The organism is uncultured Nisaea sp., from assembly GCF_963974195.1.
Lineage (GTDB): Bacteria > Pseudomonadota > Alphaproteobacteria > Thalassobaculales > Thalassobaculaceae > Nisaea.
In genome coordinates, this window is the sequence record NZ_CAXBDC010000084.1 from 1 (window position 1) to 20,208 (window position 20,208).

The window sequence follows — 20,208 nt, forward strand, 5'->3', positions numbered from 1 at the left end:
GAGGGTTCGATGACTAACGCAGCCGCCGCATTGAGCATTTTGGGTGGGTCCTTCAGTACCAGCAGTGGCGGGACCACGACGGGTGTTGCTGCCTTCGCAAAATACAAGCGGGACCCCGAAGGCGCGCGTCGCGACTTCTACGAAAGCGCGGCTGTTCAGAAAAGCATCAAAAACTTTCAGTCGAGCGCGAGCGAGATCAATTCGGTTGAGGATTTCCTGGCTGACCGGAAAACTCTCGAATTTGTTCTGACGGCTTTCGGGCTGGAATCGGAACTGAACAATCCCGGCAAGCTGAAAGCGATCATCAACAGCGATCCGGATGACCCGAACTCCTATTCGAACCGGCTGGCCGATGCGCGTTACGGTGAGTTTACGAAGTTCCTGAACGTCAAGAATGAAGGCTTCACCAAGCTAAAGACGGCTGATGCGCAGACCGATGTCATCGACGATTACCTGACCAATGCGTTTGAGGTTTCTATCGGGCTTGAAAGTCCGGCGGCACGCGAGGCGGTGTTTTTCCTGCGGCGTATCAATGAAGTTGATAGCGCACTTGAAATTCTTGGTGATCTGCCGCTGCGTAACATCGTGACGACGGCTCTTAGCCTGCCGGCTCAGATTGCCAACCAGTCCGTGCTCAAGCAGCAGTCCCTAATCGATGCAAAACTCGATTTCGACAAGCTGAACACGCTGGACCGGGACGGCGAAACTAAATCCAAAACTCAACTCGATCTGGTCAACGACGATCTAGGCGCGATCAAAACCGGACTTGCCGCAACCACTAACGCAAGTATCGAGCTGTCTTCCCTGCAGGACCAGCTCGAGGATCTTCGCATTCATCTGTTGGATATTGATAATATTACGAATCCGGGCGGGGTCCTTGCGAACGAAATCCCGGTTCAGGAAGCGGCAATCCCGGAGCTGATCCGTCAGCAGGGGCTGATAGCAGCAGCCGAAAAGGCACTGACCAACACAGATTCGAATATCAAACGCATTGATGCGATTTTCAAGGAAGCGGCCGAGGTTGAAACCCAGGAAGAACTCGATGCGCTGAAGAATGAGTTCGACGAGTTGGTATCCGAGATCACTGACGCTGACGGTTTTATCAAGGGATCAAATTACACCGATAGCACAGCCGGAACGACCGAAAATCTGCTGTTACCGTCAGGCGATGCGGGCAGCGGGATCGATGCCATGCCGTCGTCCAAAGTGACGACGGTGGTGAAGGCGGATGGCACTGCGGTTGTGACCGGCTCTTCCGATCTCTCCAATTTTCTGACAAATCTGGATAGTGCGAACACGGCTTTTCAGGCAATCAATCTGGGGAGCCTGTCCTCTGGTATCGCGGCGGCCGAGGCCAGTTTCGATTCGATCGAAAAGGATTTCAAATCCGCGAAGGTCCAGAATGGTGTTAATGCCTCCAGTTTCGCTGGCAGCATAAAGGACGTGAATTTCGGCTATTCCCTGAATACGCAGTCCCTCTCTCAGGGAATTTCTGCGGTTGATGACGGGCTGACACGTCTCGCCAAAGCAGCGGGAGTGATCTCCGAGATTCGTGCACTGGCACAGGATGCCAAGGAAGAAGACGCCGATATCGACGAATTGAACACGGCTTACGGCGCCAAGCTTGATGAATTGACCTCGCTCATCAACAACGCTGGTTCGGCGACGGACGGTACGAACACATTCACATTCGATAATCTGTTAACCGGCGGAACGATCAGCTATGAGGCTGATGCAAATTCCGGGAAGAGCATTGATGCTCGCGGCGGTTCCCTGGATGCTGATATTCTTTCCGGCTTGCCCGCCAGCCTTTCCAAGGCAAATGCGAGCGGCATTCTAAGCAACATCGACACGACGGTAACCGACTCTCTTTCCGAGTTGAAAGACAACCTGGTCACGGACCGGAAGGTCTTTGCTTTTGCGGCGAATGTCGCAGATCCGCTTGGTTCTATCGATGCTGAGATCCGTCAGATCCGGGGCGATCTGGACAAGATTATCGAACGTGCCGGCGCAAGTGGGGACAACCTGCTCAAGGAATATGGAAGAGATCTTAAGGTCGTTCTCGGAACGCTGGCGACGACGATCACGGTCGATGCGCAGGGCGGCTTCAAGGAGGATTTCGAAAATTCCCTGAGCTCACTTCAGTATGCCGCCGTGAGCGGCGGGGCGGCGGCATCGCGTGAGAGTATCCTGAATGATGCGCTGTTCTCGGTCGGCTCGACGCTGAGCCGGATCAATGCCGAAAAGTTCACGCTGAATATCCAGAAATCGATTCTGACTGAGAAACAATCATCGCTCAGCAATACCAGCGGGTCGGCGGAGTCTCTCGATTTTCTTAAACCGCTTGAGAACACCAACTATGCGATCAAGTTCATCGAGCAATATCTGGTGAAGAAGGACCTGGAAGCGATCGGGGGCAGCACCACGGTGCAGCCCAAGAACGCAGCTTTGGTTGGCCTCTTCCAGAATATCAGCGGCGGCGGCGGCATGCTCAATCTGCTTAGCTAGCTACTAGGCCACCGGCCCGGTTGTCAGCTGGGGCCGGCGGTCAGGTTCCAGCGGTTAGCGGTGCGTTCAGACGGCGCAGGGTTGCAATCACACTGAGTGCCGTGATCTTGCCCGTCTTCGGGTTCTCTTCCGTCGGAATATTCTCAATCGTCATGGTGAAGCGCGCGCTGTCCGCCTCGACCCTGATTGTATGGGTGTTCCGGGTGACGGACGGATCGGCCCAGATCTCGACGCTGGTCTGGTCCGGGCCGATACCCGCAAGGCTGAGAGCTGCCGCAACATTGACATTGGCCGGGAAGCCTTTGGCGGCAGCCCGGGCATTTCCCTCGAAAACCTTTTTCGCGTCAGTCAGTCCCTCGACGGAGATGTCGTTCTCAACAAGGTAAGGAGCACCGGCGAGACCGCGTGGCGGCTTCCGGGTTTCGAGAGTCACGGATGCGATGGTGCCTTCCGCGGCGGCGCGCACGGCGTCCAGACCGATCAGGGCGCCGGTTGGCAGAATGAGCCGGGCGCCGGTTTCCTTCGCTTTTTCAACAAGCTCCATGTGATTGAGCAGAGCGCCGATGCTGACCGGAATAAAGACCCGTCCCTTGGCGATGGCTGCTTCCGCGATGACCGAAAAGACCGAAGCCGGAGCGCATTCAACGACGACGTCGCAGGATTCCGCCAACGCTTCCAGAGACACGACGGGCGCGCTGGCGCCAATGGATGACATGTTTTTCTGAGCTTTTTCAACGTCGCGGGCAGAAACGGCGCCAAGTTCCAGGCCTGGCAGGCGGCCGTCTGTAATCGCGCGGGCCAGTGTCAGGCCGATTGCGCCCAGTCCGCCAATTCCGACCTTCATATTTCCAGCCATTTCTGTTTCCCTCGTTCCAGATCACGCGTTGAGTCCGCCGTCCTTCTGTAGCGGAAAATCCTTACAGGTCAAATGTTCGAGATAATTTGGTGCCGCTGGACGGTGATCCGGGGCCGGGTATAGTGGGGCGCCAGCCGAATGGGAGTACCCAGCCGAATGGGAGTACAATGAGACCGTTTCAGTTCCTGATGCTTGTGATCTTGACCGTCCTGGGGCTGGGCATGCGCCCGGATGAGGCGCGGGCACAAGAGCTTTCCTGTATCACGGTTTCCATTATCGTGCCGTCCGCGGTCGGCTCCGCCGGAGATTTGGTCGGCCGCGCCGTCGCGGAGGCTGCGACGAAACTCGGCGGCACCAGCTTCCGTGTTCGCAACCGGCCCCGTGATATTGCCCGCCGGCTGCTCGAGGATGCGGCGCCGAACGGGTGCACCCTGATGCTCGACTCGCAGATTCAGGTGGCGTTTGAAATTCTGGACAAGGGCAAGACCGATTGGCGCGATTTCAAGCCGGTGGCTCTCCTGACCCGGACGCCGATGGCAATCGCTCTGTCGACTGGCGGGCCACCTCCCGCGACTCCGAAAGGTCAGGAACCCGAGCCGCCAAGCTTTTCCGGCATGCTTGCCCAGCTCAGAGACAAAGCAGAGAGCGTGACGTTTGCCCTGGTCGAAGATCCACTGGAGCAAATGCTGTTTCTGAGGATGGAGGAGGCGCTTGGTGTGCGTTTCAGGGTCCGGAGCTATCCGACCGGACTGGCGCGCTATCGGGAATTGGTGAGCGGTCCTCCGGGCGTGGCGGGGTTCATCTCTCTCAGGGCTGCCGCCGCTCGCAGCAAGGGGAAGGAACTTGACGTGCTCGCGGTCAGCGGCGCGTTCGCGCCGGGCATGCTGCCGGGGGTGCCGACGCTCGGTGCCGAGGCTGGCGGGCTGACATTTGGAATTGACCACGGCCTCTTCGGGCCACGCGACATGCCGGACGATATTGTGAAGAGCCTTGTTGCGATCATGCGGAAGGTTCTGGAAACCCGGGGCGTTCTGTCCGAGCTGCACAAGGAATACGGAACAGAGACAGCTCTGGTCGCGGGCGATGGATTCGCACGATATCTTGAAAATCTTTCCGCGGACTGGACAGAAATGCTTCAACGTCAAAATAACGGCAAACGCCTGGGGCAAAAAAGCTGAAGATCAAAGACTTCGTTGAAATAATATGTCCCGTTATTGGATGAATTTTTTTGTCTTTATACGCGCGGCAATGGAATGCGCGTCCGAATGATTGTGAACAGTTGACAGGTGACTGTGTATTCATAGGGTGTCAGTCACAAGATTGGCGCGCTCCCAGTGCGCCTGAAGAATTTCGAGCGCCGCCCGTTTGGCCGGTGTGTCTACAGGGAGAATAAAATGAAATTCAAGACAGCACTCTTTGCGGCGCTTGCGACGGCTTCCGTCGCCTTTGCTGGTATGCCGGCGGCGCAGGCTGCGGATCTGTCCTGCCGTACAGCCAAGCTGATCGTGCCGTGGGGCGCTGGCGGCGGTACCGACGTGATCTTCCGCCAATTTGTAGAAGCAGCGAACGAAGCCGGTGCGGATCCGAAGCTGCAGGTCGTGAATATCGGCGGCCAGGGCGGCAACAAGGGCGCCAAGGAAGCCCGCAAAGCGAAGCCGGATGGCTGCACGCTTTTCGCTATTCACCAGAGCGCGATGACCAGCTTCTTCAATGGTCGGGTGGACTTCACCTGGGACGCTTTCGAGCCGGTTGCGCTGCTGACCCGGACTCCGGCGATCATCGGTGCCAGCCCGGACGTGCCGTATAACAATATCAAGGAACTGGTTGCCGCCGCGAAGAAGGAACCCGGTTCTGTGACGGCTGGCGGCACGCTCGGCTCCACCAGCCACTTCATCTTCCTGCTGGTTGAAGATGCGGCCGGCGTGAAGTTCAAGCATGTCTCCTACGACGGTACCCGTCAGCGGATGACCGCGCTTCTGGCAAAGAATATCGATATCGGTGAAATCAACCTCGCCTCGGCCAAGAAGTACATCCAGACCAATGAGCTGAAAGCACTTGGCATCACCACGCCGAAGCGGAACGCGGAAATCCCGGACGTCATGACCCTGAAGGAACAGGGCTATGATCTGGTCTATGGTACGGACCGGGGCATTGTGCTGCCGAAGGGCGCCAGCCAGGACGTGATCAATCACTATGCCGAAATCTTCAAGAAAGCGGCTGCCGACCCGAAGGTCATCGAGGCGATGACGGCGAAGGGCACGGATGTGAATTATCTCGGCCCGAAAGAATACACCGAGTATTTCGAGAAAACCTTCGCGGACTGGAAGCGGATCGCGATCGAAGTTGGACTGTACAAGGGCAACTGATTAATCAGCCCGGCGCGCGGCGGCTCCCGTTTTCCGGGGGCCGCCGTTTGCATTTAACGATAGGGATATGGAGGAAAGCCGGTGGCGCGTTTGAACCGCGATACGTTGGTGTCTCTGTTGCTTCTGGTCTTTTGCGGTGTGATGATTTCCGCGAGCCTGGAGATCGAGGACACGAGTTACGGGACCATGCAGTCGAGCGTCTGGCCGCAGGCCGTGCTCGGGATACTGACGGTCTTTTGCCTCGCAATGTTCGGGCAGAGCGTGCTTAAGCCCGCCGTTGCCAAACCGGAGAGCTCTGCCGCAAGCGGTGGCATTGGCCGGTACCGGAACGCAATCACCGTCTATATCCTGTTTTTCCTCTTCCTTGTGACCATGCCTTATCTCGGCATGCTGCTGGGCGGTGTTGGCTTCGTTTTCCTCGCTCTGACGCTTCTGGGTGAGCCGGAGTTGAAACGTGTGCCTCTTCATCTGGCCATTGCCGTCGGCATGGTCGGGCTGATGTGGACCATCTTTACCTTCGGTCTCGGCGTTCTGCTGCCGGACGGCGAACTCCTGCAGCTGAATTAGGAAGAGCGCGATGATCGACACTCTTATGTACGCCTTCGCCGATGTCTTCGCGCCGTGGAACCTGGTGCTGATGACAGTCGGCGTCACGGCCGGTTTGATCGCTGGAGCGATCCCGGGCTTCACGATCGCCATGGCCGTCGTTCTGACGCTGCCTTTCACCTTCGGGCTGAGCCCGGTTGAAGGGCTGTCGACCATGATCGGCGTTTATGTCGGTGGCCTGTCGGGTGGTTTGATGTCCGGCATGCTGACCGGTATTCCGGGCACACCATCCTCCATTGCCACGACATTCGACGGTTTTCCGATGGCGCGGAACGGCAAGCCGGGCCTCGCGCTCGGTCTTGGCGTCTGGTCGTCCTTCTTCGGCGGTATGTTCAGTGCCGTACTGCTCGTTACCCTGGCGCCGCGCCTCGCCGTGATTGGTCTCGAGTTCGGCCCGTGGGACTATTTCTCTCTCGTGCTTTTCGCGCTGACCATCACCGCCAGCCTGTCCGGCGAGAATTTGGTCAAGGGCATGATTGCCGGTGCATTGGGGCTTTTCATCGCCACGGTCGGCGAGGATGAAGTGAACGGCGTCGCGCGTTTCAGCTTCGGGTTCGAGGATCTGGAATCCGGCTTTACCTTTTTGCCGGTCCTGATCGGCCTCTTCGCCTTCAGTCAGCTTCTGTCGGATCTGCAGGACCGGGTAAAAGCCCGGCAGCCCCTGATGGATGCGCGCGGTGCGGATGCCCGGGTTCGTATCGAGCATGTGAATGCAATCAAGATGGTGTTCGCCCGCTGGGTGAACCTGCTCCGGTCCTCCTTTATCGGCGTCTTTACCGGTGTGCTCCCGGCGGCGGGAAGTTCAATCTCGAATATCCTCGCCTATGATCAGGCGAAGAAGGCATCCAAAACGCCGGAAAAATTCGGGACGGGAACGCCGGACGGCATCATCGCGCCCGAGGCATCGAACAACGCGACAGCCGGTGGTGCCCTGATCACCATGATGGCTCTCGGCATTCCCGGCGACATCATTACCGCCGTCATGCTCGGTGCCCTGCTGATCCACAATGTTCAGCCGAGCCCGACTTTCATCACCGACAATCCGGATCTGGCCTACGCCATCTTCGTCGCGTTCTTCCTGGCTCATTTCATCATGATCGCCATGCAGTCCGTGACGCTGCGGCTGTTCGTGATGGTGACGCGGATTCCGATGTATATGCTGGCCTCTGTGATCCTGGCCTATTGCGCGATCGGGGTCTTTGCCCTGAACAACATCACTTACGATATCTGGGTGCTGTTCTCGTTCGGAATCGTCGGCTACGTCATGCGGCAACTCGGCTTTCCGCTGGCGCCGATCATTCTCGGCGTGGTGCTTGGCCATGTCGCGGAGCTCAATCTCTCCCGCTCCCTGGCGACGGACAGCGATCTGATGCTGTTCATCACCCGGCCGTGGTCACTCTTCTTCCTGATTGTGTCGGCCTTCTCAATCGGCTTCCCCTGGTACCAGAAGGCGCGGGAAACCAAAGCCTGGACCCTTGCCTATGTTCCGGTCCTGCTGGCTGCGATCTCGGTCCCGCTTTTCATGATGGAAGGCTTCGTCCGGCCGATTATCGGAGTAGCGTTGCTGGCACTTTCCGCCTATCTTCTGTGGCGAAGTGTAGCGTCCGGATGGAAAGTGGCACCCTCTGGTGATCATGAAGTCCATCTGGAGGAGAGCTGACCAAGGTCGCCGGCCCCGCAAGGGAGGCCGGACAAAAGGTCGATAAAACTCCCCTGGGCGCGGGCACTGATTATTTCGTGCCCCGTCCGGGGCAATGCGCAACCACATTTTTGCCAAGGTGACGTCGTGGAAATCCGCAATCCTTATCTTATGTTCCTGGGCGATGCGCCCGATCAGCTCGCAGCAAAGACCGCCAATGGCGTGAAGGTCTGGCGCGAAGACTGGTGCGTCGGTCAGTTCCGCCTGCCGGGCTGCAACGCGGACCTGAAACTTCCGGACATGACCATCGAGGAAGCAGCCGAAGCCGGTGTGAAGACCGTCATTCTCGGCGTGGCCAATCGTGGCGGCTTCATGCCGGACACCTGGCTGGTCGAACTGGAAAAGGCGCTCGATCTCGGCATGGAGATCGCCAGCGGCCTGCATACCCGTATCAGCACCATTCCCTCGCTGGCGGCAAAGGCGAAGGAAAAGGGCCTCGGCCTTTATGACGTGCGCCACCCGACCGGCACCTTCTCCGTCGCGAACGGCAAGAAGCGCACCGGCAAGCGGCTGCTTCCGGTCGGCACCGACTGTTCCGTCGGCAAGATGTTCACCGCCCTCGCCATCGAACGGGAGCTGCACAACCGCAATGTGAAGGCGACCTTCCGGGCGACAGGCCAGACCGGTATCTTCATTGCTGGCTCCGGTGTTTCCGTCGATGCGGTCGTTTCCGACTTCATCTCCGGCGCCGTCGAGGAACTGGCACCGGCCAACGATGCGGATCACTGGGATCTGGTTGAAGGCCAGGGCTCGCTGTTTCACGCCTCGTATGCGGGCGTTACCATGGGCCTGATCCACGGTGCCCAGCCGGATGCGCTGGTGCTCTGCCATGAAGCCAATCGCCCGCACATGCGCGGCCTGCCGGAATACAAGGTGCCGAGCCTGACCGAGTGCATTCCGTACTATCTGCAGGCCGCCCGCCTGACGAACCCGGATGCGCAGTTCGTCGGCGTCTGCATCAACACCTCCAGCCTGGACGACAAGGCCGCCGAGGAGTTCCTGAAGAAAGCCAGCGACGAGACGGGCCTGCCGGCTGTGGATCCTATCCGCAACGGCGTCGGTGCCATCGTCGATAACATGCCGCTTTAGGCCTACCCACCGCAAGAGGAACAGTCGATGTACAGGTCGGTCACCGTCCGTCGTGAAAGCTGGCCGCTGCAGGGGGTCTTCCGGATCTCCCGGGGCGCGCGGACAGAGTCGGAAGTCATTGTTGTGGAAATTGCCGGCGACGATGTCGCCGGCATGGGCGAATGCTTTCCCTACAAACGCTACGGCGAAACGCTGGACAGCGTTGCGGACCAGATCGAGTCCGTGGCGGGTGAACTTGCCAACGGTATGGATCGTGCCGGTCTGGCGGCGGCACTCGCACCGGGCGCCGCGCGCAATGCCATCGACTGTGCCCTCTGGGATCTTGAGGCAAAACAAACCGGCAAACGGGCCTGGGAACTTGCGGGCCTGTCCGAGCCGAAACCGGTCACGACCGTCTTCACGCTCGGCGTGGACGAGCCGGAAGTGATGGGCGCGAAAGCAGCCGAGAACGCGGCGCGTCCGGTTCTGAAACTGAAGATGACCGGGGACGAAAAGGATCTTGAGCGGGTTGCCCTGATCCACAAGAACGCCCCGAATGCGAAGCTCGTGGTCGATGCCAATGAAGGCTGGACCGTTGCTCAGTATCAGGAATACGCACCGAAATTCGCCGAGCTCGGTGTCGTCATGATCGAGCAGCCGCTGCCCGCGGCGGACGATGAAGGGCTGCGCGGTCTCGACCGGGTGGTCCCGGTCTGCGCCGATGAGAGCTGCCACGACAGCAAGACCCTCGATGCGCTTGTCGGCAAATACGACATGATCAACATCAAGCTCGACAAGACCGGCGGTCTGACCGAGGCGCTGGTGTTGCGCGACAAGGCTCTGGAGATGGGCTTCGAGGTGATGGTCGGCTGCATGGTCGGCACCTCGCTTGCCATGGCGCCGGGCGTGCTCGTGGCGCAGGGATGTGCCGTGGTCGATCTCGACGGGCCGCTGCTGCTGGCGAAAGACCGGGAGCCGGGGCTGACCTATCAGGGCAGCATCATTCAGCCTCCCGAATTCGGAACCTGGGGCTAGAGCGTCTCATGGTTGATCTGCCGGACGTCACCTCGCATTACAGCTCGGACGGGCTGGCGGATCGGCTGATCGCAATTCTTGAAGCCTCCGGTCTCAGTCGGGACCGGATCACTGAAGCGGATCTGCATTCCGTCGATCAGATGCATCTGCGCGGCCGGACGGCGGCGCGGGAATTTCTCGACAGTCTCGATATCAAGGCCGGGGACAAGGTGCTGGATGTCGGCTGCGGTCTTGGTGGCCCGGCCCGTATGGCCGCGAGCCGTTATGACGCGGATGTCACCGGTATCGATCTGACCGAGGCGTTTTGTGACAGCGCCCGGCAGCTCAATGCGCTGGTCGGGCTGGAGAGGATCCGGATCGAGCAGGGCGACGCGCTCGCCATGCCGTTCCCCGACAACAGTTTTGACGTGATTTTCACCCTGCATGTGGCGATGAATATCGCCGACAAGGCGGGACTCTATCGCGAAATCGCCCGGGTTCTGAAACCGGGTGGCAGGTTCGGGCTTTATGACGTGGTTGCCGGATCGGGAGAGCCGATCCATATGCCCGTCCCCTGGGCCACCCTTCCTGAACACAGCCATCTGATCCCGGCCGATGCGGTTGAGGCGGCGGCGAATGCCGCCGGACTCATGACCGAACGGTCGGAAGATCAGTCAGCCCTGGTCGAGACCTATCTCGACGATCAGCGCGCGGCGCGTCAGCTGCGCGTGGAAAAGGGCGAGCCGGAGCCGCCGACAGGTGCGCCGGTCATCATGGGCGAGTCCTTCGTCCAGAAGCAGAAACACATCTATCGCAATTTGAAGGAGGGCCGGATTGCTGTCCGGCTTGCTATCTTCAAACTGAAAGAAGACTGAAACCAGATTGCGGCCGTACCCACGAGCCGCAACGGGAGGACATATGAGTACGGACAGCGATGTTATCGCCGAGATCAGGCGTGCCGTTCAGGCGCTTTGCGCGGATTTTCCAGGGGAGTATTGGCGGGAGAAAGACCGGGAGCGCGCCTATCCGACGGAATTCGTCCAGGCACTGACCGAGTCCGGCTATCTCGCGGTCTTGATCCCGGAGGAATATGGCGGCAGCGGGCTGTCCATCAGCGCGGCGGCGGCGATCCTCGAGGAAATCCACAAATCCGGCTGCAATGGCGGCGCCTGCCATGCCCAGATGTACATCATGGGCAGCCTGCTCCGGCACGGGAACGAGGAGCAGAAGAAAAAATATCTGCCGAAGATCGCCAGCGGGGAGCTGCGCCTGCAGGCTTTCGGGGTGACGGAGCCGACCAGCGGCACCGATACGCTTTCCCTCTCCACCACGGCGGTGAAAAAGGGCAATGACAAATATGTCGTGAATGGTCAGAAGGTCTGGACCTCGCGCGCAGAGCATTCCGACCTGATGCTGTTGCTCGCCCGGACCACGCCGAAGGACGAGGTGAAGAAACGCACCGACGGCTTGTCCGTCTTCATCGTCGATATGCGCGAGGCGAAGGGTAACGGGCTGGAAATTCGGCCGATCCGCGCGATGGTCAATCATGCGACGACGGAAGTCTTCTTCGACAATCTCGAAGTGCCCGCCGAGAATCTGATCGGTGAGGAAGGCAAAGGCTTCCGTTATATCCTCGACGGCATGAACGCGGAGCGCATCCTGATCTCGCATGAGAGTATCGGAGATGCCCGCTGGTTCATCGAGAAGGCGACGAATTACGCCAACGACCGGAAAGTGTTCGGCCGCCCGATCGGGCAGAACCAGGGCGTGCAGTTCCCGATCGCCAAGGCGTTCGCGGCAACCGAGGCCGCGGCCTTGATGGCGGAGAAGGCGGCCAGGCTGTTCGAGGCCGGAGAGCCGTGTGGCCCCGAGTCCAACATGGCGAAGCTGCTGACGGCGGAAGCAGCCTGGGATGCGGCGGATACCTGTCTGCAAACCCATGGCGGTTTCGGGTTTGCCGAGGAATATGACGTGGAGCGCAAGTTCCGCGAGGCCCGGCTGTACCGCACGGCGCCGATCTCCACCAACATGATCCTGTCCTTCCTCGCCGAGCATGTGCTTGGCCTGCCGCGTTCCTATTGAGCGGGGAGAGGACATCATGACAAAGCCGCTCGACGGCATGCTGGTGCTTTCCATCGATCAGGCAGTGGCGGCGCCCTATTGCGCTTCCCGCCTGGCCGATGCCGGTGCCCGTGTGATCAAGATCGAACGCGCCGAGGGAGACTTCGCACGCGGCTATGACCACGAGATAAAGGGCGAGAGCGCCTTTTTCATGTGGCTCAACCGGGGCAAGGAAAGTCTGGTCGCGGATCTGAAGAATCCGGACGATCTGGCCCTGCTGCACCGGATCATGGGGAAAGCCGACGTTTTCCTGCAGAACCTGGCGCCGGGTGCAACGGACCGGCTTGGTCTCGGCTCCGACGATCTCCGTAAACGCTATCCACGGCTGACCACGGTGGATATCAGTGGCTACGGGGACGAGGGTTCCTATGCCAAGATGAAGGCCTATGACTTTCTGGTTCAGGCGGAGAGCGGGTTGATCTCGGTCACCGGCTCGAAAGAGGAAATGGGGCGGGTCGGGGTTTCGATCTGCGATATCGCTTGCGGCATGTTCGCCCGGACAGCGGTGCTTGAGGCGCTGCTGCTGCGGGCACGGACCGGCGAGGGCAGCCAGATCAAGCTGCCGCTTTTCGGGGGCATGACCGAATGGATGTCGCCCTGGCTGCTGCATCAGGCCTATGGCGTGCTGAAGGAACAGCGTATCGGCCTCAGCCATCCGGCCATCGCGCCTTATGGCGCCTATGTCTGTGCCGGCGGGGACATGATCCTGATCGCCGTGCAGAACGACCGGGAGTGGCGCCGTTTCTGTAAGGACGTGCTCGGGGATGAAGGGATCGCGGATGACGAGCGGTTCCGCACCAACACTGACCGGGTGGCCAATCGCGGGGCGATGAACGATGCGATCAACGGCGTCTTCGGCACGCTGAGCCGTGACCGGGTTAAGGATAAACTGACGGCGGCGGGCATCGCCTTCGGGGCCATCAACAGCGTGGCCGATGTGCTGGAGCATCCGGCATTGCGGCAGGTGCCGGTGGAAACTCCGGTCGGCACCATCGATGTGGTGGCACCCCCGGCACAGTTCGTCGGAGCGGATATGTCCTTCGGCCCGGTCCCGTCACTCGGCCAGCACAGCGATGCAATCCGGGCGGAATTTTCAGAGGGCTGAACCCGCTTTAAACGAGCTTCAATGCAAAAGCGCCCGGCAATGCCGGGCGCTTTTTTCTCGTTGCGGGCAGCGTTAATCCAGCAACACGCTGGGCAGCCAGAGCGTGATTTCCGGCCAGATAACAACAAGGGCCAGACCGATCAGCTGCAGGATCACGAAGGGGATAATGCCCTTATAGATCTGCTGCATCGAAACCATCTCCTTGGCCACGCCCTTCATGTAAAAGAGCGCAAAGCCGAAGGGCGGCGTCAGGAACGATGTCTGCAGATTGATCGCCACGATGATGGCGAACCAGTAGATCACCTGCTGCTGCACGAATTCGAGCTGTGCATTGTTGGTCGGCGCCTCAAGCCCGAGATGGGGCGCGAAGGCGGGGGCCATGGTCTGGATGACCGGTGCGAAGACTGGCAGGATGATCAGGGTGATCTCCAGCCAGTCGAAGAAAAAGCCGAGAATAAAGACCACGAACATCAGCATGAACAGCAGCGGCCAGGGGCCAAGCTGAAGCCACTCGATGAACTCGATGATCAGGTCTTCGCCATAGACGTTCCGGAAGATCGTCGAGAAGGCCGTGGCGCCGACGAAGATCAGGAAGATCATCGCCGTCGTGAGACCGGTGCGGTGCACCACGTCCCGGAGCACCTCCCGGGTCAGTGTCCCGTTCGAAACGGCAAGGATCAGTGAGCCGAACGCACCGACACCCGCCGCCTCGGTCGGCGTGGCCCAGCCGGCGAAGATGGAGCCAAGCACCAGGGTGATCAGGAAGATCGGGGGCACGAAACCTTTCAGGACGCCGCCCAGGTAGCTGTCGCCCTCCATCCGGCCGATGACCATCGAGATACCGAAGACCATCAGGAAACCGATCAGGCCCCAGTTGAAGATATCCGCGAGATGGCTCTGTTCCATGACATAGCAGAAGCCGATTGCGATCACGCTGAAGCCGAAGAATTTGGCGATATTCGCCTTGTTGCTCGGCTCCATCTGAATGGCATCGTCGGCGATCGCGGGGGCTTTCTCCGGAGAGATGATACCCATGGTCACGATGTAGGCGACATAGAGGCCGGACAGTACGAGGCCCGGGAAGATGGCGCCGATGAAAAGATTGCCGACCGAGACCGCGAGCAGGCTGCCCATCAGGACCAGCATGATCGACGGCGGGATCAGGATGCCGAGTGTGGCACTGGCCGCGAGCGTGCCGGTGGCGAGCGACCGGTCATATTTCTGCGAGATCATCGTCGGCAGCGCCATCAGCGTCATCATGACGACGGAGGCGCCGATGATGCCTGTGGTCGCGGCCATGATGGTGCCCATGACGGTTACCGCGAGCGCGAGGGCCCCGGGAACCCGGCGGAAAAGGACCTGAAGGATATGCAGCAGGTCCTCGGCCACGCGGGACCGTTCCAGCATGGTGCCCATGAAGACAAAGCAGGGAATGGCGACCAGGATCGGGTTCTGGATTGCTCCGGACGCCCCGTCTCCGCCCCAGATCCGTTGAATGACCTGGAAAAAGACCGCGAAATCGAGCACATCGAGCCAGATTCCGAGAGCGCCGAACCCGACGGCAACCCCGCCAAGCGCGAACGCGACGGGAAGCCCGGTGAACAGCATCAGCGCCAGGGCGAGAAACATGTACGCCCCTATGAATTCGTACATGTGATCGTAAAGAGCTTCAAACATCGGTTACCGCGTTGCCCCCCAGGAGATTGCCGGTTTTTCTTTGTTCATTTTTCATTCCGGCCGGTGATGTTCGTAGTTGAAGATCTCGAGCGACTCCCGCGCTTCATCATGTTCTTTGCGGGAGCCGAACAAATAGACGGCGAGGCGGCACAGCGTGGCCACCACGGCCATGCTCAACACAACCACGCCAATGATCATGAAAGACTTGATGACATAGCGCCACGGAATGCCGGTCAGGGATTCCGAGCCTTCGCCCTGATGGTAGGAAATCTCCATGAGAATCCAGGATTGCCAGCCGACCAGAAAGAGGAAGGGAACGGCCATGACTAACAAGCCAATAAATTCAAGCCATGCCTGCTTGCGCGGATGGATGTGTTCACGGAACACGTCGACGCGAACATGGGCGTTGGCGAGATAAGCGAAGCCGAAGGTCGTCAACAGGATGATGCCGTGCAGGTGCCATTCCAGGTCCTGCAGAATAGTGGATACGGAATAGCCGTAATCGATGGAGAACTCTGAAAAATAAAGCCTGATGAAGTCGACCTTGCGGGTGATGACATCGAACATGATGATGAAGACGAGCGGAAGGATAAGCCAGGCGCCAGCCTGGCCCGCCTTGCGGGAGAAGCGATCCAGAACGCTCGCAATATCCAGTGCGGCTTTCATATCTGAAACCTCGATTTCCTGATGGAGGGGGGCGAGCCTGACGGCTGTGCCTGATGCGCTGGAAGAGCGCTGCCGGCATGTCCGGCACGCCCAAGGCGGGACGCACAGAAAGAGACGGGAGTCCCCGAAGGGACCCCCGCATGCGTCGGTCTTATTTCAGGTAACCGCGGTCACCCCAGACCTTGAAGCCTTCATGGAACTTCGTGTAGCTGTCCCACAAAACCTTCACGTCCGGGTTCGCCACCAGTTCTTCGGCAAGAACCTCGTTCCAGGCGCCACGCAACTGGTCGAGGATCTCGTCCGGCCAGGTGACGTTTTCCACGCCGTCCTTCTCATTGGCGATCATGGCTTCGAACTGGGACGCTTCGCCGTCGGCGATCATGTCCGTCACGTTCTTGTCGCACGAGATCTCAAGCATTGCCTGCTGGGCGTCGGACAGCTCGTTCCACTTGTCCATGTTGATCAGCAATTCGTTGGACGTGGATTGCTGGTGCCAGCCGGGGAAGTAATTGTATTTGGCGATCTGATAGAAACCGTAGGACCGGTCGATCGCCGGCATGGAGAATTCCGTGGCGTCGATGGTGCCACGCTCCAGAGCCGGATAGATATCGCCGCCCGCGAGCTGCTGGGTGGAGACGCCGAATTTCTGCATCACCTTCGCGCCGATCCCGAAGAAGCGCATCTTCAGGCCCTTCAACTGATCGAGAGAGGTGATTTTCTCGCGGAACCAGCCGGATGTTTCAGGCGGGATCATGCCGCAGAGCAGGAACTTGATATTGTCGCGGGCATAGAGCTCGGTCCCGATCTCGACACCGCCGCCATGCTTGAACCAGGCCACGAATTCCGGTGCGGCCGGGCCGAACGGCCAGGTCGACAGGAAGGCGTAGGCTGAGTTCTTGCCCTGGTTGGCGCCCGATGTTCCGAAGGCGGAGTCAATCGCGCCCTGGCTGACCGGATCGTAATAGGCATAACCGCCGGCGAGTGCGCCCGGCTCGAATACCTTGATATCGAAGTCGCCATCGGACATCCGGTCGATGCCTTTGGCGATGCGGTGCGGTGGCGGGCCGAGAACTTTCACGTTCTGACCGAATGCGGCATGCATTTTCCATCGTACTTTCTTGGCTTCGGCATCATTTGAGCCGAGGCCAATGGCGATCGTCGAGGCGACCGCAAGCACACCGAAAGTTTTCAGAAAACCCGATTTCATGAACTTCCTCCCTTGTTCAATTTGCCTTCGGACCCGGTTATCCGGGCCTCTTTAGCTTCATTCCACAGTGTATTTTTTGTCGCTTCTGGACGTTGTCCGAAGCTTTTTGATCCCGTGGTGCGCGAAGTATTGCCGTGATTTTTCGCCCCGTCAAAGGCTTCAATCCGGCGGAAGTCCTCAGAAGGCGGGTTTTCCCGACAGGAGGAAATACATTTGCGTATACGTTATTTTGCTTGAAATTCTTGTAATTTCAGGTCAGTGCCCCTGAAAAAGCAGGTCCGGAATATGGCCCGCATGGTCGATGACAATATCGGCCAAAACGTCTAATTGCTCCCTGGGGGTAGCCCCTGTCAGGACGCCAACAGTGGTTCGGCATCCAGCGGCTCGCCCGGCTTCCATGTCCGCCTTGTTGTCGCCGACCATGATCGTGTCCGAGGCCGCAAGGCCCGTTCTGTTCAGGAAAGCCTCGATCATATCCGGTGCCGGTTTTGGTGCGTGCCCGCTGTCGTAGCCGGCGATAAAATCAACCAGATCGCCAAGGCCCAGCGCATCGACCATATCCCGCGCCCCGCGCTCGGCATCGTTCGTGACGATCGCGATCCGGATATCCTTTGCCCGCAAGCTTGTGAACAGATGCCGCAGGTCGCAGACCGGCGTCAGGTTGCGGGCTGCATGGTCGAGCCAGTAATCGTCCAGCCATGCGGCTGTTTCATCGGGATGGGGCAGGTTTGGCGCCATTCCGCACCAGAGTTCGGCTACCTCGACGGCCGTGCCCTGGGCGAGCAGGGTTCCGGGGGCAACGGCGCGCTGGTCGGGGTCGCCGCCTGCGGCCCGGGTCAAGGCATCCGCGTCCGCACTAACATTGTAGGTTTTGACAAGCGCCCGGGCTGCGGAGAGCACTCCCGGGAGCCAGGTCTTCTCGAAATCAATCAGCGTGCCGTCCTTGTCGAACAGCACCCCGCGAACAGGTCCGGGCATTGATGGCTCCATGGGATCGGGTGGCCGGGGAAAGTTAAGCTCGCCCGGCCCGCATGGATCTGCAAGGGCTGTTTATGGCTGCTCCTTGCAAGGGAGCGGGAAAGCCTTCCGGCCGCTGGTCAATCCGCAGAGGCGATCATGCCGGATCTGGCCCGTCTCTCGGCCTTGCGTTTTTCCCATTCGGCCAGCCGGCGGGCCTTGCGGTCTTCGAATTCCTGGCGCAGTTGCAGGGCGCGCTCGGTGGCGATTTCCCGTTGCCGCTCCGCCCGTTCTTCACGAAGCGCTTGCTCGTCGGCATGTCTTTCCTGGCGGGCCAGCGCATCGGCGGCCAATGCATCCGCGCGTTGCGCCGCGGCCGTGGCCAGTTCCAGATGATCGGTGGAGGGATCGGCCATGGTCACGGTTTCGCCCTTGTAGGCTTTCTGCTGCAGCTTTGACACGGCGTCCCGGTAATTCTTGCCGCGCACGCTGTTGCCGGAATGATAATGCTCGATGGCATCCCGCCAGGAGCCGTGCCGCTCTTTCAGTTCAATCAGGAACCGGGCTGCGTAGTCGGTGTTCTTCAACGGATCGAATGCCTCGGCAAGATCCTCGAAGGCCGTACCGTGATAGCGCAGGTTGATCTGCATGCAGCCGACATCGATGTTCGTGATGCCTTTGGCGAGCAGGCGGCGTACTTCCGCCATGGCTGCGAATTCTGTCGGATAGTGCCGTCCCTCTCCGCCGGAGGTCACTGTCCAGGGCCACGTATAGCTTTCATTGCGCTCGCTGTTCCAGAGCCCGGTTTCTTTCAGGGACATCGCAAACAGCAGGTGCTTTGGCAGCTGGCGCTCTTCCTCTGTGTGACGGGTTGCGTTGGCGCATATCTTGTCCGTCGGCCCGAGCGCGTATGATTCGGGCGCGAAAAGCAGATTGAGGGCGGCAAATATGATCAGTGTCGATAGATAGCGCATGCTCTGGCTCCTGTGTCGGGAAGACAGAAGCAAGGAGCATGCCGTTTGTGTGGCGGGGTGTTATTCGGCTGCGGCGCGGACCGGACTTGACCCGTTTTCGGCCATGCGCCGGGCGGTCTCCGATAACTCACCCAGCAGCGCCGCGATGTCCTTTTTCAGCGGCTCGATACCGGCCCGTGGCTCGATCCGGCGCTCGTCCATATACAGGGCGCGATTGATCTCTATCTGCAGAACATGAATACCGACCCCCGGCCGGCCATAATGTCGGGTAACGAATCCGCCGGCATAGGGGCTGTTGCGGCGCACGGTATAGTGCCGGTCCCTGAAAAAACTCTCGGCGCGCTCGATAAAAGCCGGGGCGGCGGTGACGCCATGACAGTCGCCGAGAACGATATCGATCGGACGCCGCTCGCTGCGGACATGGCGCACGGCGCTGGACGGCATGGAGTGCCCGTCGACCAGGAGGCAGAAGCCGAATTGTTCAAGTGCTTCGGCGATCAGCCGCTGCAGGGCCCGGTGATAGGGCGCATAGTAGGTGCCGATGCGGTGCGCGGCATCATCAAAGGAGAGCTTCTGGCCGTAGACCGGTTCGGAATTGGCGACGACACGGGCAATGGTGCCGAGCCCGGCCGAGATCCGGATGCTGTCCGTGGCGGCGCCATCGGGCAGAGGATCGGAGAACATGTTCGGATCCAGCTCGAACGGCTCCCGGTTCACATCCACATAAACACGCGGGAAAAGGGCCGTCAGAAGCGGCGCGCCCGACGCGTTGGCGCCCTCCAGCACCTGCTCCATGAAACTGTCTTCCGAAGAGCGCAAATCCAGCGGGGCAAGCCGGGTTGCCGCTAGCAGGTCCGGGGGATAGAGGCAGCCGCTGTGCGGCGAGGCGACCACGAGAGGGCTGTCGCACTGGACGGGGCGATGGATCCTGTAAATCCCGGCAATCTCATCCGGCACCGCCTGAACCGGATTCCCGGCCACATCGCCGGAGCCGAGAAAAGCCGGCTCTATCAGTGCCGACGCTATGGCGTCGAGCGTATCTCCGGCAGCCGCGTTCCCGACGGCATTTCCTGTCGTATCATCCGCACTCAAGCGCAGTCTCCCGGACCGGCAAATTTCACCCCACCCTAATATGGAATGCAAAGAGGGCAAACCAAGAAGAGGCGCGTATCCCCCACTTGTCGCAGGGAGCACGGCACGTGCGCGGAGGGCGATGTGAAAGCCTGGGGCAAAACCGTTAAATCAGGTCTTGCAAAACCGGATTCCGCTGGCTATACACACGCCTCCTTCGCGGCGCACTTTTCCCGATGCCGCGACATATAGGGCGCGTAGCTCAGCGGGAGAGCACTACGTTGACATCGTAGGGGTCACTGGTTCAATCCCA

At 59.8% G+C, this 20,208-nt stretch carries 17 protein-coding genes; 10 read left to right on the plus strand and 7 right to left on the minus strand.

What is annotated here, in order from left to right:
- Positions 1-2,508, plus strand: a 2,508-nt coding sequence (locus tag AAC126_RS16550) for a DUF1217 domain-containing protein (protein ID WP_339855289.1), incomplete at its 5' end; no start/stop codon positions are given.
- Positions 2,509-2,548: 40 nt separating this feature from the next.
- Here AAC126_RS16550 and AAC126_RS16555 read toward each other — a convergent pair.
- Complete coding sequence (locus tag AAC126_RS16555; RefSeq protein WP_339855291.1) at positions 2,549-3,364, minus strand: aspartate dehydrogenase; 816 nt, start codon at positions 3,362-3,364, stop codon at positions 2,549-2,551.
- 167 nt (positions 3,365-3,531) lie between these two features.
- Between AAC126_RS16555 and AAC126_RS16560 the strand changes: the two genes are divergently transcribed.
- From AAC126_RS16560 to AAC126_RS16600, 9 genes are all read left to right on the plus strand, one after another.
- Positions 3,532-4,542, plus strand: a complete 1,011-nt coding sequence (locus tag AAC126_RS16560) for a tripartite tricarboxylate transporter substrate-binding protein (protein WP_339855293.1) — start codon at positions 3,532-3,534, stop codon at positions 4,540-4,542.
- A 216-nt stretch (positions 4,543-4,758) separates the two neighbouring features.
- Entirely contained in the window at positions 4,759-5,730 is a 972-nt protein-coding gene (locus AAC126_RS16565; RefSeq protein ID WP_339855295.1) for a tripartite tricarboxylate transporter substrate binding protein, read from the plus strand.
- Between the two features lie 81 nt (positions 5,731-5,811).
- Positions 5,812-6,297 carry a tripartite tricarboxylate transporter TctB family protein gene (locus AAC126_RS16570; RefSeq protein ID WP_339855297.1) on the plus strand — a complete coding sequence of 162 codons (486 nt, stop codon included), beginning with the start codon at positions 5,812-5,814 and terminating at the stop codon, positions 6,295-6,297.
- Positions 6,298-6,307: 10 nt separating this feature from the next.
- Positions 6,308-7,996, plus strand: coding sequence for a tripartite tricarboxylate transporter permease (locus AAC126_RS16575; protein WP_339855299.1), 1,689 nt, complete (start codon positions 6,308-6,310; stop codon positions 7,994-7,996).
- A 126-nt stretch (positions 7,997-8,122) separates the two neighbouring features.
- Positions 8,123-9,124 carry an N-acetyltransferase DgcN gene (gene dgcN, locus AAC126_RS16580; protein WP_339855301.1) on the plus strand — a complete coding sequence of 334 codons (1,002 nt, stop codon included), beginning with the start codon at positions 8,123-8,125 and terminating at the stop codon, positions 9,122-9,124.
- Between the two features lie 27 nt (positions 9,125-9,151).
- A complete protein-coding gene (gene dgcA / locus AAC126_RS16585; protein WP_339855303.1) occupies positions 9,152-10,138 on the plus strand; it encodes an N-acetyl-D-Glu racemase DgcA in 987 nt (328 codons plus the stop codon).
- 8 nt (positions 10,139-10,146) lie between these two features.
- A complete protein-coding gene (locus AAC126_RS16590; RefSeq protein ID WP_339855305.1) occupies positions 10,147-10,992 on the plus strand; it encodes a class I SAM-dependent methyltransferase in 846 nt (281 codons plus the stop codon).
- A 43-nt stretch (positions 10,993-11,035) separates the two neighbouring features.
- The gene (locus AAC126_RS16595; RefSeq protein ID WP_339855307.1) at positions 11,036-12,199 is read left to right on the plus strand and encodes an acyl-CoA dehydrogenase family protein; all 1,164 of its coding nucleotides are present in this window, start codon (positions 11,036-11,038) and stop codon (positions 12,197-12,199) included.
- A gap of 16 nt (positions 12,200-12,215) precedes the next feature.
- On the plus strand, positions 12,216-13,343 hold the full coding sequence (locus AAC126_RS16600; RefSeq protein ID WP_339855309.1) for a CaiB/BaiF CoA-transferase family protein: 1,128 nt from the start codon (positions 12,216-12,218) through the stop codon (positions 13,341-13,343).
- A gap of 72 nt (positions 13,344-13,415) precedes the next feature.
- Here AAC126_RS16600 and AAC126_RS16605 read toward each other — a convergent pair whose 3' ends face one another.
- The 6 genes from AAC126_RS16605 to AAC126_RS16630 form a co-directional block, all read right to left on the minus strand.
- On the minus strand, positions 13,416-14,972 hold the full coding sequence (locus AAC126_RS16605; RefSeq protein ID WP_339855312.1) for a TRAP transporter large permease subunit: 1,557 nt from the start codon (positions 14,970-14,972) through the stop codon (positions 13,416-13,418).
- Between the two features lie 99 nt (positions 14,973-15,071).
- Entirely contained in the window at positions 15,072-15,686 is a 615-nt protein-coding gene (locus tag AAC126_RS16610) for a TRAP transporter small permease subunit (protein ID WP_339855314.1), read from the minus strand.
- A gap of 151 nt (positions 15,687-15,837) precedes the next feature.
- Positions 15,838-16,893, minus strand: a complete 1,056-nt coding sequence (locus tag AAC126_RS16615) for a TRAP transporter substrate-binding protein (RefSeq protein ID WP_339855317.1) — start codon at positions 16,891-16,893, stop codon at positions 15,838-15,840.
- 255 nt (positions 16,894-17,148) lie between these two features.
- Positions 17,149-17,871, minus strand: a complete 723-nt coding sequence (locus AAC126_RS16620; protein WP_339855319.1) for an HAD family hydrolase — start codon at positions 17,869-17,871, stop codon at positions 17,149-17,151.
- Positions 17,872-17,990: 119 nt separating this feature from the next.
- Positions 17,991-18,824, minus strand: coding sequence for a transglycosylase SLT domain-containing protein (locus tag AAC126_RS16625; protein WP_339855321.1), 834 nt, complete (start codon positions 18,822-18,824; stop codon positions 17,991-17,993).
- Between the two features lie 60 nt (positions 18,825-18,884).
- Positions 18,885-19,916: an N-formylglutamate amidohydrolase gene (locus AAC126_RS16630; RefSeq protein WP_339855323.1), complete on the minus strand. Its 1,032-nt coding sequence runs from the start codon at positions 19,914-19,916 to the stop codon at positions 18,885-18,887.
- Between the last annotated feature and the right edge of the window lie 292 nt (positions 19,917-20,208).